Source organism: Nonomuraea sp. NPDC049504 (genome assembly GCF_040676845.1).
Lineage (GTDB): Bacteria > Actinomycetota > Actinomycetes > Streptosporangiales > Streptosporangiaceae > Nonomuraea > Nonomuraea salmonea.
In genome coordinates, this window is the sequence record NZ_JBFAPT010000016.1 from 67,767 (window position 1) to 84,463 (window position 16,697).

Consider the following 16,697-nt stretch of genomic DNA (forward strand, 5'->3'; position numbering starts at 1 on the left):
GCGGCCACCTCAGCCCCCGGACAGCTTCAGCTTGTCGTCGATGACCTTGTCCACGCCCTTGAGCCCGGCGTCCAGGTCCGGTACGTCGCCCTTCTCCCACTTGACGGCGAAGGCGGAGAACGCCTCCTGGTTGAAGACGCTGTTGACGTTCGCGGGCAGGGTCGTGGTCTTGGGGTGGGCGAAGATGCCGAGGAAGGTGGCGAAGTTCGGGTCCTTGGCCAGATCGGGCGACTCCATCGACGCCTTGGTCGTGGGGACGTTGCGCAGCGCGTTCGACAGCGTCACCAGCGACTCGGTGTCCGTCGTCAGGTGCTTGACCAGCTCCCAGGCGTGCCGCGGGTGCTCGGCGCCCTTCGGCACCCCGATGACCGTGCCGGCGGTGAAGCCGCTGCCGTACAGGTCGGGGCGGTCGTCGGCGACCGGCAGGGGAGCGGTGCCGTAGTCGAGGTCCTGCGCCTCGTTGGCGATCATGGCGTTGCGCCACTCGCCGTCCAGCACCATCGCGACCTTGCCCTTGTAGAAGGGGTGCTCGGCGCTCCACTCGTCGCCGAGTCCCTTGCGGAAGCGGTCGAGCCTGTCGTGGCCGTACCAGTCGACCAGCTCCTTCTGCCAGGTCAGCAGCTTCTTCCAGGCCGGGTCGGAGCCGATGGCCGAGGTGCCGTCGTCGTTGTACCACTTCGCGCCGACCATCGGGCCGAGGTGGCTCATGCTGTTCTCGTAGTACTGGACGCTCGGGATGAAGCCGGCGACCTTGATCTCGCCCTTGCCGTCGCGCACGGTCAGCTTCTTGGCCAGCGCGGTCAGCTCGCTCAGCGTCTTCGGCGGCTGCTCGCCCTTCATCAGGGCCTTGTTGTAGTAGAGGCCGTACGCGTCGGCGAGCAGCGGCAGCGTGCACTGCCTGCCCTCGTAGGCGGTGTAGGACCGCGCGACGGCGGGCAGCACCGACAGGTCGACGCCGTCCTGCTCGATGACCGGCGTGAGGTCCTGGAACGATCCCGACCTGCACCACTGTGCCACGTTGTCGGTGGTGAACGAGGCCGCCACGTCGGGCGCGTTCCCGCCCCTGATGGCCTGGGTGATCTGGTCGTCCTGGACGCCCTTGACGGCTTTGACGGTGATCTGCGGGAACTTCTTCCTGAAGCCGGCGATGGCGTCCTCGAACGCCTTGACCTCGGCGTCGGTCGAGAAGCCGTGCCACAGCTCCAGCGTGGCGGGGGAGAGGGCCTGAGCAGCGGAGCTCGAAGGGCGGGCGCCGAGCGACGGGCCCGCCTCCTTGCCGGCGGTACACGCGGTCAGCGCCAGCGCGGCGGCGACCGCAAGAGGGACGAAGCGCACGGGGGGTGCCTCCTGCCATCCATCATGACGGGACGGTTGAACGGAACACCTCGTCGCGGACGGCGGCGAGGCCGAGGTCGAGTGCGCCGGCGAGCACGGGGTTGCCCTCGACGCTCGACAGGCGGACGGGGGGCTGGGGGATGGTCAGCGCGTGCAGCTCGTGTTCGACCAGCTCGCGCAGGGTCTCGCCGCCCGGCAGCACCACGCCGCCGGTCAGCACGATCAGGCCGGGATCGACGACCGAGGTGATGGCCGCCAGGCCCACGGCCAGGCGGGCGGCGACGTCGCGCAGCCCGGCCCTGGCGTCGTCGGCCTTCTTCCCGGTGCCGGCCGCCGCGCGTACGGCGCCCGCGACGGCCTGGCGGAAGTCGGAGCCGCGCACGCCGTACGAGCGCAGCAGCTTGAGCACGGCAGGGCCGCCGGTCAGCGCCTGGTAGCCGTGGTTGGCGTAGCGGCCCGCCTCGCGGGCCGTGGGTGCGCCGGGGGTCGGCATGTAGCCCACCTCGCCCGCGCCGCCGGTGGCGCCCCGGTGCATGCGCCCGCCCAGCACGATGGCCGAGCCGATGCCCTCGTCGGCCCACAGCAGCACGAAGTCCTGCTGGCCGCGCGCCGCGCCGTGCGCCTGCTCGGCCACCGCCACCAGGTTGACGTTGTTCTCGACGTCCACCGGCGCGCCGAGCCCGGCGCTGAGCGTGGGCACCAGGTCGGGCAGCTGCCAGCCCGGCACGTCCTTGGCGGCGGCGTAGCCGAGCCTGCCGGTGGCCGGGTCGATCGCGGCCTGCACGCCGATCACGACCCGGCGCGGCTTGTCCGGCGGGTTGGCGCCGTGCAGCGCGGCGGCCAGCCGCTCGACCAGCTCGCCGTGCGGCCTGCGCGGCGTCGGCAGCACGTGCTCGCCGACGACCGTGCCGGTGATGTCGGCCACCTTGGCCTCGATGCGGGCGGGGGTGACGTCGAGAGCGGCCACGTACGCGGCCTCCGGGTTGATCCGGTAGACCTCGGCCGTACGGCCCGGCAGGCCCTCCCTGACGCCGTCCTGCACGACCAGCCCCGCCTGCTGCAACCTGAGCAGGAGCTGGGAGGCCGTGGGCTTGGACAGGCCGGTGAGCGCGCCGATCTCGGGCCTGGTGAGCGGGCCGCGCTCCAGGAGCGCCTGCAACGCCGCGCGATCATTGATGGCACGTAGCAGACTGGGGGTTCCCGGAACCGGGCCGCTCACGGCGTCTCCTTCGCTTGGGTTAGGAAACTTTCCTAACTCGCGATGACCATAAGAAGACCCTGGCGAGACGGTCAAGAGGTGAAACCAAGACGTGACCAGGAAAGGAGAAAAGTGACGAGACTGCTACAGCAGGCGTGCTAATGTCGGCGTTTGTCGCAACAACAAGCAGAATGGCCCGGAGTGTCCCATTAACCACATTAACGGTCAGGCGGCAACGCGTCAAACCGAACTGGCAAAAGAGCAGGCGTACGTCACCCGCCTCTACGACCGCCTCGACACCCTTCGCGAGCGCACCCAGCGGCAGCTCAAGGAGGTGCTGGCCGCAGGAGCCGTCGGCACGATGCAGAACAGGTCGGAGCGCGACACGTTCGCCGACATGTACGCCTCGCGCCTCGCCAGGCTCTGGGCGGTCGAACGCGGTCTCGCCTTCGGCCGGCTCGACCACGCCGACGAGGGCCGCCTCTACATCGGCAAGATCGGCATGACCGACGACGACCAGCGCCGCCTGCTCATCGACTGGCGGGCGCCCGTCGCGCAGCCCTTCTACCGCGCCACCCCCACCGCCCCCATGGGCGTCACCCGCCGCCGCCACCTGCAGACCAGGGGCCGCGACGTCATCGGCGTGGACGACGACCTGCTCGACCTCGACGCGCTCACCGACGACGACCGCGCCACGCTCAACGGCGAGGCCGCGCTGCTCGCCGCCCTCGACGAGCGGCGCACGGGACGCATGCGCGACATCGTCGCCACCATCCAGTCCGAGCAGGACCGCGTCATCCGCAGCGACCTCAACGGGGTGCTGGTGGTGCAGGGCGGACCGGGCACCGGCAAGACCGTCGTGGCCCTGCACAGGGCCGCGTACCTGCTCTACACCCACCGCGAGCGCCTCGAGCGGCGCGGCGTGCTCATCCTCGGCCCCAACCTCACGTTCCTGCGCTACATCGAGCAGGTGCTGCCCTCGCTCGGCGAGACCGACGTGCTGCTGTCCACGGTCGGCGAGCTCTACCCCGGCGTCACCGCCACCAGGCGCGACCGCCCCGAGGTGGCCGCGGTCAAGGGCGACGCGCGGATGGCCGACGTGATCGCCAAGGCCGTACGCGACCGGCAGCGCGTCCCGCGCAAGCCGATCGAGCTGCAGGTCGGCCGCATCACGCTCACCATCGACCGGCAGATGCTCGACAACGCCAAGAACAAGGCCGGCCGCTCGCGCCGCCCCCACAACCAGGCCCGCGCCGTGTTCGTGCGCTCGCTGCTCACCGCGCTGGCCAGGCAGCAGGCCCGCAAGATCGGCAAGGGCCTCATCGACGACGACGAGCTGGCCGACCTGCGCGAGGACCTGCGCACCGAGCCGGTCGTCAAGGCCGCGCTCAACCGCCTGTGGCCCTACCTGACGCCCCAGGGCCTCCTGCTCGGCCTGTACGGCTCCGCCGAGCGCCTCGGCCACGCCGCCTCCGCCCTCACCCCCGAGGAACGCCGGCTGCTGCGCCGCGACGGCGGCGAGTGGACGGAGTCCGACGTCCCGCTCCTCGACGAGGCCGCCGAGCTGCTCGGCGACATCGACGAGCAGGTGCTGCGCGCCACCGCCATGCAGGCCGAGGAGGAGCTGGCCGCCGCCAGGCGGGCCGCCGAGAACGAGCGCGAGGCCGAGCTGGCCTACGCCCGCGAGGTGCTGGAGCTCACGGGCCTGTCCGACGTCATGGAGGCCGAACGGCTCGCCGAGCGCCAGCGCGGCGACGGCCCCTACCTCACCACCGCCGAGCGCGCCGCCGCCGACCGCACCTGGGCCTACGGGCACATCATCGTGGACGAGGCGCAGGAGCTGTCGCCGATGGCCTGGCGGGCCGTCATGCGGCGCTGCCCGACCCGGTCCATGACCATCGTCGGCGACATCGCCCAGACCGGCTCCGCGGCGGGGGCCCGCTCCTGGGCCGAGGTGCTCGACCCGTACGTCGCCGGGCGCTGGCGGCAGGAGCAGCTGACCGTCAACTACCGCACCCCGGTCGAGCTGATGGACGTCGCCGCCCGCGTCCTGGCCACCATCGACCCCGGCCTGCGGGCCCCCCTGTCCGTCCGCGAGGCGGGCACCCGGCCCTGGTCGGCGCCGCTCACCGCGCTGCCCGAGCTGGTCGCCGCCGAGGCGGCCGACGGCGGCAAGGTGGCCGTGGTCGCGCCCGACGACCTGGTGCCCGAGCTCGGCGGCCGGCTCGCCGCCGCCGTGCCAGGCGCCGCCGTCGTCACGCCGGGCGCCGGGCGGTGCAGGGGCACCGAGGCGCTCGACGCGCCCGTGGCCGTCATGGGGGTGACCGACGCCAAGGGGCTCGAGTTCGACTCCGTCATCGTCGCCGAACCCGACCTCATCGCCGCCCAGTCGCCACGCGGGCCGAGCGACCTGTATGTTGCTCTCACGCGTGCGACGCAACGGCTCGGGGTCGTCCACGAGCGCCCGCTGTCGCCCGCGTTGCGGGACTTGCCAAGCCGCTCGCCGGAGCCCGCTAATGGCCTTTGACCTGCTTTGAAGCCACCGGTCAAACATGTCCTAGCTGCGAAAACTTGATGTTTCTGCTGATCGGGACACGGTTGACATCTGAGGTGGAGTCGGTAGTTTGCTGCGCAGTCCAGCACGGGACTTGGCCGGTTGGCCGTCTCTGACATCGCCGGATCCTGCGTCCGTGACGGAGCGCGACTCCGTCCACACAGCCAGGTGCAGGGCCGTCGGTCCGTCGAGTCGGGGCACCCCAACCGGGCGGGGGGTTGGACCCGGGACGGGTCCGGGAGCCCAGTAGACAACGGAATTCCGCGCTCGCCGCCGACGAGACGGGTCCGGTCCGAAGGGTTTCCGGGCCCTCTTCCCGTTCCCGTGCTCCAGGACCGCCGACGCGCCGGGTGGTCCCGCCTTATCGCCGCGGGACCGCCCTGCCGTCTTTCCCCTTCTTCGATCTTCTGCGGGGTGTGCCGACCTGAGTGCGGCCCGAGGGCGGTAGCGTTTTCGCGAGCAGGCGTTTGCGAGGTGGCGAGGAGACCCCGGAGTGGTTCAGGACCGAACGAATCTCACGCCCGCGCCCGGACGGGTCTCTACCGGCACGCCCACCGACGGCACGCCCACCGACGGCACGCCCACCGACGGCACGGCCCCCGCCGCCGCGTCGGCCGAGGAGCCCGCCGCGGAGTCCGAGATGTCCGCTGAGCCGGAGCCCGAGCCGCAGTCTGCGGCGTCCGGTGAGTCCTCGTCCGGGCCGGGCGGGCCGGCGCGTAAGGAGAGCCGGCGGGTGCTGGGCGCGCGGATCGTGGCGGCCGCGGCCGGTGGGTTCACCCTGTTCCTCGCGTTCCCGCCGCTCGACTGGTGGCTGTGCGCGCCGCTCGGCATCGGCCTGATCGCCGCCTCCATCCACGGCACCCGCCCCCGCCGCGCCGCCTGGATCGGCTACCTGGCGGCGGCGGTGTTCCTGCTGCCCACCGTCGCCTGGGTGCGCACGATCGGCGACGACGTGTGGATCATGCTGGTCGCCACCGAGAGCTTCTTCTACGCCGCCATGGCCGCGCTGGCGGCGCTGGTGTTCCGGCTGCGCGCCTGGCCGCTGTGGTTCGGCGGCCTGTGGGTGCTCATGGAGTGGGCGCGCGGCCTGGTGCCCATCGGCGGGTTCCCGTGGGCGCGGGCGGCCTTCAGCCAGGGCGAGTCGCTGTTCACGCCGTACGCCGCGCTCGGCGGCGCGCCGCTGGTGTCGTTCGCGGTCACGCTGTGCGGCGCGCTGCAGGCGTACGCGGCGCTCAACCGGCCCGCGAGGGCGGTGGCCAGGGCCGTGCCGGTCGGGCTGGCGGTGGCCGTGCCGGTGCTGGGGCTCGCGGTGCCGAGGTTCGGCGACGAGGGCCGCTCGATCAACGTCGGCGTCGTGCAGGGCAACGTCCCCGGCCGCGGCATGTACGCGCTCGGCGACGAGCCCGCCGTCGTGCTGCGCAACCACGCCAACGAGACCAAGCGCCTGGCCCAGGCCGTACGCGACGGCAAGCTGCCCAAGCCCGACATCGTGGTCCTGCCGGAGAACTCCACCGACATCGACCCCTACCGCGACCCGTACGCCCGCCAGATCATCCACGACTCCGTGCAGGACGTCGGCGTGCCCACCCTGGTCGGCGCGGTCGTGGCCATCGGCGACGAGCACCGCGCCACCCGCAGCCTCGTCTGGGACCCGGTCACCGGCCCTGGCGCCTACTACGACAAGCAGCACCTGGTGCCGTTCGGGGAGTACACCCCGTTCAAGGAGATCGTGCTGGCGCTGTGGGAGCGGGCCAGTCTCGTCGGCCGCCAGTCGATCGCCGGCACCAGGCCGGGCGACCTGAAGATGGGGCCGGTCACCATCGGCGCCGTCAACTGCTACGAGGTCGCCTACGACGACACCGTGCGCGGCACCGTGCGCGCCGGCGGCACCCCGCTCGTCGTGCAGACCAACAACGCCAGCTACGCCCTGTCCAATCTGCCGTCCCAGCAGCTCGCCATGTCGAAGCTGCGCGCGGTCGAGCACAACAGGGCCGTGGTCACCGCCGCCACGACCGGGATCTCCGCCTACGTGACGCCTGAGGGTAAGGTCTCCTGGCAGACTCGCGAGCTTGTCGCTGACATGAACGTGGTCAAGGTGCCCGTACGCACACAGGAGACAATCGCCACAAAGGTGGGCGCTCTTCCTGAATGGGCATTGATGGTGATGGGAGCGGCGGCGGCCGGGTTCGCCGCGTGGCGTGGCAGGCGGCGAGGCGATCGGATGAGGAACGACGGATGATGGAGAGTCTCGGCCGGGTGCTCGTCGTCGTGCCGACGTACAACGAGCGCGACAACCTGCCGGCGATCGTCCAGCGCGTACGCGCGGCCGTGCCCGAGGCCCATGTGCTGGTCGCCGACGACAACAGCCCCGACGGCACCGGCGAGGTGGCCGACACCCTCGCCGCCGGCGACGAGCAGGTGCACGTGCTGCACCGGCCGGGCAAGCAGGGGCTGGGCGCCGCCTACATCGCCGGGTTCCGCTGGGGGCTCGACGAGGGCTTCGACGTCCTGGTCGAGATGGACGCCGACGGCTCGCACCAGCCGGAGGAGCTGCCGAAGCTGCTCGAGGCGCTGGCCGAGGGCGCCGACCTCGCCATCGGCTCCCGCTATGTCCCCGGCGGCAAGGTCGTCAACTGGCCGCAGCGGCGCGAGCTGCTGTCCAAGGGCGCCAACATCTACACGCGGGTGATGCTCGGCCTGCCGGTCCGCGACGCGACCGCGGGCTTTCGCGCCTACCGCGCGGCCACGCTGGAGAAGGTGGGCCTCGCCGGCGTCGAGTCGCAGGGCTACTGCTTCCAGGTGGACCTCACGCTGCGCACGTCCCGCCACGGCCTGCGGGTGGTGGAGGTGCCGATCACGTTCGTGGAGCGGACGGTCGGCAAGAGCAAGATGAGCGGCAAGGTCATGTCCGAGGCGCTGTGGCGGATCGGCATGTGGGGCGTCACCGGGCTCCCGAAGCGCCTCAAGGGCGGCGGCGCCCGCGACTAGCCCGGGCGTGGGGGACGGCGTCGCGCGACCGGCGGCGTCCGGCCCGGCGCTCGAAGGACGGCGGCGTGCCGCTGGCGGCGTCCGGCCCGGCGTTCGAGGGACGGTGGCGTGCGGCCGGCGGAACGCTTCGAGGGCGCCGGGCGTTGTCCAGTGCAGTGACGCGTGTGCGGAATCGAGGGTTGAAACGATGCGGCTGCTGCTATTCCTGGCCTTCCTGGTCATCCCCATCCTGGAGATCTGGCTGCTGATCCAGGTCGGTCAGGTGATCGGCGGGCCGGCCACGATCGCCCTGCTCATCGCCGACAGCCTGCTGGGCGCGTGGCTGGTGCGCCGCGAGGGCCGGCGGGCGTGGCGGGCGCTGCAGGAGGCCATGCAGAGCGGGCGCATGCCCGACCGAGAGCTGGCCGACGGCGGCATCATCCTGGTCGGCGGCACGCTGCTGCTGGCGCCCGGGTTCTTCCTCGACGTGTTCGGGCTGCTGTGCCTGATCCCGGTGACCCGGCCGATGATGCGCCGCCTCGGGGCGTGGTTCTTCGAGCGCCGGATCAAGCGCCTGGCGCAGTCGTCCCCGTACGCGAACCTCTTCCCGCCCGGCGGCTTCCCCGGCCCGGACGCGGCCCACTACGACCCCCACCATGACGGCCGCGACGCCGGCGCGCCGCAGGGCGGCCGGGTGGTGCACGGCGAGGTCATCCGCGAGGACCGCGACTCCTGAAGCACGCACAGAGAAACCCCCGGGCTCAAGCCCGGGGGTTTTCACCGTGAGAGGAAGTCAGGCGCTCTTACGACGCTGAGCCCGCAGGACGGCGAGCCGCTCGTTGAGCACCTCCTCGAGATCTTCTATGGACCGTCGCTCCAAGAGCATGTCCCAATGTGTCCGCGGGGGCTTGGTCTTCTTCGACTCCGGCTGCTCGCCGTCCACCCGCAGCGCGGTCGCGCCGCACATGCGGCACTCCCAGCTCGCGGGAATCTCGGCCTCGGCGGCAAGCGGAACCTCGAAGCGATGGCCCTTCGGACAGGTGTACGACACCTCCTGGCGCGGGGCCAGATCCGTGTTACGGTCGTTCTCGTAGCTGGTTGCCCCGAGCCGGGTGCCACGAAGCGCGCGCTCGCCCATGTTTAAATGCCTCCTACAGGGCCCCCTTGCGTGGGGGGTCTGTCTCCCACGGTGTCTAACGCTTGGTACCGTGATGGGATTCCCACCCGCGGGGTGATCCAATCGCGCTTGGGGCCTCGGTTCTTCGCGTGATCGCCGATCAGGCCCGTAGCCTGCGGGAATCCCGGGGCATGCGCGTCGCGGGGGTCATATTTCCGGATTTTGTTTCTGTACGAAGTCGCTCACCGCGGGCCGGAACACTCCGTGACGGTCAGACGCCGGTCACTCCGTCGACCATCTCGCGCACCATGTCGAGGTGCCCGTTGTGCCGGGCGGTCTCCTCGATGAGATGCATCAGCACCCACCGCAGCGTCACGTGGTCCTTGTCGCGGTCGGCCCACTTGGCCCGGTCGTCCAGGTCGTGGGCGGCGACCAGCTCGCGGTAGCGGGCGCACTGCGCCTCGTACTCCGCGAGCAGCCGCGCGATCGGCATCTCCACGGCGATGCGCATCTCGCGGTCGGGGTCCTCGTCGGTCCACGGGCCCTGGTCGTCCTCGCCGAGGAACACCACCTGGAACCAGAAGTACTCGACCCAGCGGACGTGGTTCACCAGGCCGGACATCGTCATCAGCGGCGACGTCGGCAGCGGCGCGCGGCGCGCGTCCTCCTCCGCCAGGCCCTCGCACTTGGCGTGCACGGTGGCCCTGGCGTAGTCAAGGTACGTGGTGAGCGTGGCGCGCTCGTCCCACGCCGGGGGAGTGTAGGTGCGCTTCATGCCCGGCATCATGCTGGCGCCCCGCACCGGTGTCGAATGGTTTACCGGTGTCCGTCCCTGGCTGGGGCGGTACGGGCGATCGGATCGGGCCGAAGACACGGCGATAGACTGGTTTGCGGTGTGAAAACCGATATCAGCCGCGAAACGTTCACCGGCGACCGTCCGGAGTCTGCATGGAGGAAGAGATGGCCGATGTGGACGTGTGGGTTTATACGTTGTCCGGCATGACAGGAAAATCGCAGCGGGTGACCGTGCACCTGACGGGAGGGCAGTCGCTCAAGGGGGCGGTCGTCGAGCTGGATCGGTCCCGGAACACCGTCGTGCTCGACGAATACGCCCACGGGTCCGCGTCCACCCGGCACGAATCCCCTGTGCACACGATCCTGCTGACCGCCGTACAGGCTGTCACGGTGCACGAGCAGGAATAGCGCGGGTTTGGAGCACGGGTGGGGGCGTGGTAGGCTGTCTGATGTTGCAGTTGTTGTACCCATAAGAAGACTTTGTGCGCGTCTGGCAGAGTTTCGCCAGGCGCGTTTTTGTTTCCCGGTCATCTCCGGATGGGCTTTCATCGCGGCGACACGGCGATCCGCGCGGTGCGGATCGCGTCCCTGCACATCTCAGAAGGAGATCGACATGGCTTCCGGAACCGTCAAGTGGTTCAACTCCGAAAAGGGCTTCGGCTTCATCGAGCAGGACGGCGGCGGCGCCGACGTCTTCGCCCACTACTCCAACATCGTCAGCAACGGTGGCTACCGTGAGCTGCACGAGGGCCAGAAGGTGTCCTTCGACGTCGTGCAGGGCCAGAAGGGCCCGCAGGCGGAGAACATCGTCGCCGCCTGACCCGGCAGACATCCACGGGCCGGGCCCGCACCCTTCCGAGGGTGCGGGCCCGGCCTGTTTTGTGGGGTCGTCTGACCGGGGCTGCGGGTTCGGCGTGCTCCTGGAGAAGGTGCGGGCCCGGCCCATACAGAGGGTGCGGGCCCGGCTCGTTTCTTCCAGGGCGTGGATCCGGCTCGTTCCTTCCGGGGTGCGGCCCCCGGCTCGTTCCTTCCACGGGTGTGGGCCTTCTCCGGGGCTCTTCCACGGTGTGGGGCCGTGAGTGGTGGGGGGTGGGCGGCGTAGGGTGGGGAGTCTGGGATATCTCGCATGCCGGCAGCCGCGTCGGCGTCGCCCCGGCCACAGCCGGCCTTCGACCGCCGGAGACAGGCGGCACACCGATGCCGAACCGCCGCTCACCGACCGCCTCCCTCATCTCCCTCCGACCGGCCCGGCTGTTCCTCGAACCCACCCTGACCCGCGACGGGACGCTCGACGGCGCCTGGTGGCCGCACAGCACCGACCTCCGGCGCGAACTGCCCGCGTTCGTCCGCGCCCTTGAAGACCGGATCGGGCCCGTGCTGCGGGTCGGGCTCGACAGTCAGGCGTGGGACGAGGTGCCGGCGCATCTGGTCGTCGACGGACGGTTCGTACGGATCAGCGGCCATCCGGCCACCCCGCACACCATCCGCGTGATCCGCGGCGGCCAGGACGGCTTCCTGCTGCTGGTCATCCCACCGGACACCGCCGGCTCTGTCGCCGCGACCGCGATGCGAACCGCCGCCCGCACCGGCAACACGCTGTCGGCCCACGACATCCTCGCCACCCCTGGGACGCGTCCACCGGACGCGGAGTGGCGAATGCGCCGCTACCGCGACTCGGACAGAGCGGCCGTCGAGGCCCTCGCCCTCGCCGACGCCCTCGCTGCTCTCGCCTTTCCGGACGCCTTTCCGGACGCCGTCGCTCTTCCGGACGCTCTTCCGGACGCCGTCGCTCTTCCGGACGCTCTTCCGGACGCCGTCGCTCTTCCGGACGCCCTTGCCGCCGCCGGCGTCCTCGCTCTCTCGCCCGCCTCCGCCCCCGCCGTCGCCGACGCCTGTGAGTTGTCCGGGCTTGACGGTGCGCTCGGCGGACATGTGGCAGGGACGGCCTATGAGGAGCCTGAGATTCATGTGCTGGAGGGACCGGGCGGGCGGGTGCTTGGGGCGGTGGCCTATGCGTTGCGGCGGGATCGTGCGGCCGGGCGGATTCTGTGGTTGCACGGAGGCGAGGTGCCGGAGGTCGTTGAGGTGCTCGTTCGACGCGCTCTCAGCGGGATGGGCGGCGTGCCCGTGCATGCCTTCACCGACGAGCCGGGCGGGCGGCCAGGGACTGCTCCGGCGGCTCTGCCTGCGGGGCGGCGGGCCGTCACGCTCGCGGTGTTCGAACGGGAGGGGTTCGTCGCCAGGGACTCGTGGCGGCAGCTGCGGCGGACGTCGCCGTGCGAGCCGGGCGCGGGGCCGTACCCGATGGTCGATGTGGTCGTCAGCGGGACGCCGCGGGGCTGGTGGCTCAAGGCCCCCGGCGATGACGCGGCGGCCGCGCTGGTCGCTCAGGAGCCGGTCGGCGGGCGCGGCGTCGTGTGGTGGCTCGGCGCCGACGCCGGGCACGCCGACCCCGATCTCGAACGGGCGCTCCTGCTGCGCGCCGACGCCCTCCTGACCGAGCACGGGGCCCGCGAGACGGTCCTGTACGCGGCCGGAGACCCCGAGCCGTCGTGGGAGCTGTTCACCGCCGCCGGCTTCACCGAGATCGACCGCCTGGCCTCCTTCACGCGCCCGGCCACCCCGGCGGGAGCGCCCGCAGACCATCCGGCCTTCGTCCGCGCCGCCGCCTCCCCGCCCGCCGATCGCCCGTCCGCCGATCGCCCGTCCGCCGATCGCCCGTCCGCTGATCGCGCGGCTTCCATGCCTCTGCCCGCCTCCGTGAGCCCGTCCGCTGGTCGCTCGTCCTCCATGCGCTCGGCTGTCCCCGCGTCCTCGGCCGCTGATCGGTCGTTCTTTGCGCGGTCGGCTGCTCCGGCAAGCGCGCCTGGTGATCGTTCGTTCCTGCCATAAGCGAAGGGGTGCCTGTCATCGCCTGTTGTTCCGTCTCCCCGTCCGCCCCCTGTCCGCCCGACCAGCCCGTACGTCCGGCGTGCCGGCATGTGAGTGAGGCGAAGCTGACCGGGGGGCGGTTGCCGGCCGCGGCCGCTGCCCAATGGGTGTGCCCGCATGAGAAGTCCGCCGCCCAGGGGTGTGTCACGTGCTACGACGACAGTTCCGCGGCCGGGCCTGCGGCGCCGGTCTGGGAGCTGGCGGTGTGGTTCACCTCCGAGCGGCCTATGCCGATCGCGGCGCTGAAGGACGTGCGGCGGCACGGTGGACGGTTCGCGCTTGATCAGCCGTCAACGCCCCTGGTTTACCTGCTCAGCGGGCAGGTACGGGCCGCCACCGCCGCGCAGGCCGTCGCGGGGCTCGTCGGGTTCCTGCTGGCCAACCGGCATGTCGTGGACGCGTTCGTGGTGACGGAGATACGGGCGGTGCACAGGACGGTCGGGGGAAGCGGGCCAATAGCGGGTCAAAGTCTCATGGTGTGAGAGTCGTCGCCGGTCGCCGGGGAAGCGCACCCCTTGAGGGCCGGACACCTCGTGGGGAGGGGCGCCGTGCGGGAACCCGGCATGGGCTTCGTCCTGGTCGGCTACGACGAGTCGCCGGGGAGCGAGCAGGCGCTGCGGTGGGCGGTGGAGGAGGCGCGGCTGCGCGGGCTTGCCGTGGTGGTGTGTCATGCCTGGAATTGGCCATATCCGCTGCGTGCGGTCAGCCGGGCGTTGCTCGCCGAGGTCGAGCGGGTCGCCGCCGGGGTCGTGGAGGACGGCGTACGGCGGGTGCGTGCGCTGGGCGGGGTGCCGGACGTCCGGCCGCTGCTGGTCAAGCGGCCCGCGTCTGCGGTGCTGCTGGAGGCCGCGGCGGAGGCGGAGCTGGTGGTACTGGGGTCGCGCGGGGTGGGCGGGTTCGAGGATCTCAGGGTGGGCTCGGCGGCCGTCCAGGTGCCCGCGCACAGCCCCACGCCCGTCATCGTCGTCCGCCCTTACGACCATGACGACGACCATGCCGATGGCCCGCCCGGCACTCGCCCCGATGAGGACGCACGCTCCCATGAGGGGGCCGGTGGTGGGCGGATCGTGGTGGGGGTGGACGGGTCGCCGGCCAGCCTGGCGGCGTTCGGGTTCGCGGTGCGTGAGGCGGCGCTGCGGGACGGGGTCGTGGAGGCGGTGTGCGGCTGGTGGGACCCGTGCGCGTGGCAGGGGCACGAGGAGCCGTTCGTGGACAACGCACGAATGCGGGCCGAGGCGGAGTCGGGCTTCAGGGACGTCGTACGCCGCCTGGCCGGCTGCGGGCCCGACGTGCCGGTGACGGCCACCTTCGAGGCCGAGCGGCCGCCCAGGATGGTCGTGGAGTCGGCCAAGGGCGCGACGCTGCTCGTCGTGGGCCGCAGCCACAGGCAGGCGGGCGTGCTGGTCGGGCCCGTACTCCAGGCGGCGCTGGCCGAAGTGCGCTGCCCGGTCGCCGTGACCCCGCCGCCGAGCTGAGCAGGGCCGCGCGATAACGTCCCAATGAGTGGATTTGATACCTATTTCCCCAAAAGGTGACGTGTATCACGCAACTTCACGGGTCTTACTTGCGTCCTACCTGACATCGTGTTGATCTCTTATGTGAAGGGACATTCGTTGGGCATGCTCAAGAAGACCGCAGCCGTGGCATTCGGCCTGGCGGCCGCGCTCGCCGGCACGATCGCCGCCAGCGGCCCCGCCATGGCGGCGGACACGCCGATCGCGGCCTGCGGCGGTGGCAGCTACCACGTGATCGACAGCCATGCCCTCGGCTCCAGTGCCGTCGTCTACCTCCTCTACAACGGCTCCACCAACTGCGTGGTGACCTGGAAGACGGGCGCCAGGGGCAACAGCACCTGGGTTGAGGCGCGCGTTCGCCACGACCACATGTACTTCAATGTGGACGAAGGCAACTTCAAGTACTACGCGGGACCGGCCAAGGCGAAGGGCGCCGCCGGCAGCTGCATCATGTGGGGCGGCTCGTACGGCAACACGTCCTACCTCAGCGGGTGGGAGCACTGCGGCTGATCGGCTGACCGAACTCCGGGCGGGGGCGCCAGGCGCGGAGTGCGCCCCCGCCCGGGCTCCATGGAGCCGCACCGCGCCGCGAGTCATGTGAACGGAAGGCCGATGCCCGCGCCCGACCTCCAGGCCCGACAGGCCCGTGCCGCCGTCGCGGCGCTGTTCCTCACGAACGGCGCCGTGTTCTTCAACGTCGTCCCGCGCTACCCGCAGATCAAGGCCGAACTCGACGTCGGCAACGCGGTCTTCGGCGGCGCGGTGGCCGGCATGCCGATCGGGGCGTTGCTGGCCGGGCTGCTCGCCGGGGCGGCCGTGCGGCGGTTCCGCTCGTCGCGGGTGGCGGCGTTCGGGATCGTGCTCATGACGGTCGTGACGGTGGCCGTCGCGTTCGTCCCCAACTGGGTGGCCTTCTGGGGGGTGCTGTTCGTCCTGGGGGCACTCGACGCGGTCGTGGACGTCGCCCAGAACGCTCACGGGCTGCGCGTGCAGCGCATCTACCGGCGTTCCATCGTGAACTCGCTGCACGGCGTGTGGAGCGTCGGCGCCGTGCTGGGCGGCCTGATGGGCTCGGCCGCCGCCGGCCTGCACCTGCCGCTCGCGGTGCATCTGACGATCTCCGGCGCCCTGTTCAGCGCCGTCGCCCTGACCGCCTACCGCTTCCTGCTCCCCGGCTCCGACGACACCGAACGGGCCGCCGCAGCGCCCGAGGGTGGGCGGTCGCTTCCGGGGACGTCCACTCGTGAGCGGTGGCGCGCGCTGGCCGGGCCGGCCATGCGGACGGTCATCCTGCTCGGCGTGGTGGCCGCCTGTGGTGCGCTCGTCGAGGACGCCGGCGAGTCCTGGGGCGCGTTGTTCCTCAGCGGCGATCTGGGCGCGGACGCCGCCACCGCGGGCCTGGCCGTCGTCGTCTTCCAGACCGCCATGACCGCGGGGCGGCTCACCGGCGACCGCGCCGTGGACCGCTTCGGGCAGCGGACGGTCGCACGGGCCGGGGGCCTGCTGGCCGCGGCCGGAATGGGCGCCGCGCTGGCGGTGCCGACCGTGCCGGCGGCGCTGGCCGGGTTCGCGCTGGCCGGGCTGGGTGTCGCCACCCTCGTGCCGGCCGCCATGCACACCGCCGACGAGCTGCCCGGGCTGCCGCACGGCACCGGACTGACCGTCGTGAGCTGGCTGCTGCGCGGCGGCTTCCTCGTCTCACCGCTCCTCGTCGGAGCCGTCGCCGACCTGGCCGGCCTGCGCGTGGGGCTGCTCTCGGTGGTGCTGGCGGGCGTGATCACGATCGCCCTGTCCCGCACCCTGGCGAACCGCACCGCCTGAGATCACGCCTCGCGCTGGATGTCCGTGATGGCGGACTCGTACGCCAGCAGGGTGTCGACGAACAACCGGCGCTGCTCGTCCGTCAGCGGCGCCAGAGCGCGGCGCCAGGCCCGCGCGCCCGGGGACAGCCACTGCGAGATGGCCGGGCGGCTCGCCTGGCTGATGTCGATGATGCGGCGGCGCCGGTCGGCGTCGTCCTCACGCCGCTCCAGCACCCCCTTACGGCTCAGCTCGCTCACGATGAGGCTCACCGTGGTCGGCGCGACGCCCAGCGCGCCGGCGAGCTGGGAGACGGTCAGCGGGCCGTCGAGCAGCAGCATCGACAGCAGCGACAGGTGCCGTGGCGCGAGGTCGAGCGAGCGCAGCTCCTCGGGCGGCGGCGTGCGCTTGGCCCGGCCGATCAGCCGGGGCATCACGAGCATCAGCGCGCGGACGGCATCGTCCGCGGGTTCGGGTGTTGACATG

Annotated in this window: 16 protein-coding genes; 11 read left to right on the plus strand and 5 right to left on the minus strand. The window is 71.7% G+C overall.

The genetic code is table 11. The features are described 5' to 3' along the window. Positions 1-9 precede the first annotated feature (9 nt). A complete protein-coding gene (locus AB0K28_RS28575) occupies positions 10-1,335 on the minus strand; it encodes an ABC transporter substrate-binding protein (RefSeq protein WP_364375996.1) in 1,326 nt (441 codons plus the stop codon). A gap of 22 nt (positions 1,336-1,357) precedes the next feature. Further along, the gene (locus tag AB0K28_RS28580; RefSeq protein WP_364375999.1) at positions 1,358-2,554 is read right to left on the minus strand and encodes an ROK family transcriptional regulator; all 1,197 of its coding nucleotides are present in this window, start codon (positions 2,552-2,554) and stop codon (positions 1,358-1,360) included. 313 nt (positions 2,555-2,867) lie between these two features. Here AB0K28_RS28580 and AB0K28_RS28585 point away from each other — a divergent pair, with 313 nt between their 5' ends. The 4 genes from AB0K28_RS28585 (at position 2,868) to AB0K28_RS28600 (ending at position 8,790) form a co-directional block, all read left to right on the plus strand. After that, entirely contained in the window at positions 2,868-5,060 is a 2,193-nt protein-coding gene (locus AB0K28_RS28585) for an ATP-binding domain-containing protein (RefSeq protein WP_364376001.1), read from the plus strand. 520 nt (positions 5,061-5,580) lie between these two features. Further along, positions 5,581-7,326, plus strand: a complete 1,746-nt coding sequence (gene lnt / locus AB0K28_RS28590) for an apolipoprotein N-acyltransferase (RefSeq protein ID WP_364376004.1) — start codon at positions 5,581-5,583, stop codon at positions 7,324-7,326. Further along, entirely contained in the window at positions 7,323-8,075 is a 753-nt protein-coding gene (locus AB0K28_RS28595) for a polyprenol monophosphomannose synthase (protein ID WP_364376007.1), read from the plus strand. The genes lnt and AB0K28_RS28595 overlap by 4 nt, the downstream gene beginning before the upstream one ends. A gap of 187 nt (positions 8,076-8,262) precedes the next feature. Then, a complete protein-coding gene (locus tag AB0K28_RS28600; protein ID WP_364376010.1) occupies positions 8,263-8,790 on the plus strand; it encodes an FxsA family protein in 528 nt (175 codons plus the stop codon). 57 nt (positions 8,791-8,847) lie between these two features. Here AB0K28_RS28600 and AB0K28_RS28605 read toward each other — a convergent pair whose 3' ends face one another. Both AB0K28_RS28605 and AB0K28_RS28610 read right to left on the minus strand, forming a co-directional pair. Beyond that, entirely contained in the window at positions 8,848-9,192 is a 345-nt protein-coding gene (locus AB0K28_RS28605; RefSeq protein WP_345403653.1) for an RNA polymerase-binding protein RbpA, read from the minus strand. A gap of 250 nt (positions 9,193-9,442) precedes the next feature. After that, a complete protein-coding gene (locus tag AB0K28_RS28610) occupies positions 9,443-9,946 on the minus strand; it encodes a DinB family protein (protein ID WP_364376013.1) in 504 nt (167 codons plus the stop codon). A 173-nt stretch (positions 9,947-10,119) separates the two neighbouring features. On the opposite strand from AB0K28_RS28610, the gene AB0K28_RS28615 reads away from it, so the two are divergent. The 7 genes from AB0K28_RS28615 (at position 10,120) to AB0K28_RS28645 (ending at position 16,232) form a co-directional block, all read left to right on the plus strand. Next, positions 10,120-10,374: a hypothetical protein gene (locus AB0K28_RS28615; protein WP_364376016.1), complete on the plus strand. Its 255-nt coding sequence runs from the start codon at positions 10,120-10,122 to the stop codon at positions 10,372-10,374. 205 nt (positions 10,375-10,579) lie between these two features. Beyond that, positions 10,580-10,786, plus strand: a complete 207-nt coding sequence (locus tag AB0K28_RS28620) for a cold-shock protein (RefSeq protein WP_355422459.1) — start codon at positions 10,580-10,582, stop codon at positions 10,784-10,786. Between the two features lie 377 nt (positions 10,787-11,163). After that, on the plus strand, positions 11,164-12,858 hold the full coding sequence (locus AB0K28_RS28625) for a DUF5994 family protein (RefSeq protein ID WP_364376019.1): 1,695 nt from the start codon (positions 11,164-11,166) through the stop codon (positions 12,856-12,858). 89 nt (positions 12,859-12,947) lie between these two features. Next, positions 12,948-13,379: a hypothetical protein gene (locus tag AB0K28_RS28630; RefSeq protein WP_364376022.1), complete on the plus strand. Its 432-nt coding sequence runs from the start codon at positions 12,948-12,950 to the stop codon at positions 13,377-13,379. 66 nt (positions 13,380-13,445) lie between these two features. Next, positions 13,446-14,372 (plus strand): universal stress protein, encoded by a 927-nt coding sequence (locus tag AB0K28_RS28635; protein WP_364376025.1) that lies wholly within the window; start codon positions 13,446-13,448, stop codon positions 14,370-14,372. A 144-nt stretch (positions 14,373-14,516) separates the two neighbouring features. Further along, on the plus strand, positions 14,517-14,921 hold the full coding sequence (locus tag AB0K28_RS28640; RefSeq protein WP_364376028.1) for a hypothetical protein: 405 nt from the start codon (positions 14,517-14,519) through the stop codon (positions 14,919-14,921). 102 nt (positions 14,922-15,023) lie between these two features. Next, positions 15,024-16,232, plus strand: a complete 1,209-nt coding sequence (locus AB0K28_RS28645) for an MFS transporter (protein ID WP_364376030.1) — start codon at positions 15,024-15,026, stop codon at positions 16,230-16,232. A gap of 2 nt (positions 16,233-16,234) precedes the next feature. On the opposite strand, the gene AB0K28_RS28650 is transcribed toward AB0K28_RS28645, so the two are convergent. Beyond that, a complete protein-coding gene (locus tag AB0K28_RS28650; RefSeq protein ID WP_364376033.1) occupies positions 16,235-16,696 on the minus strand; it encodes a MarR family transcriptional regulator in 462 nt (153 codons plus the stop codon). Position 16,697: the final 1 nt, after the last annotated feature.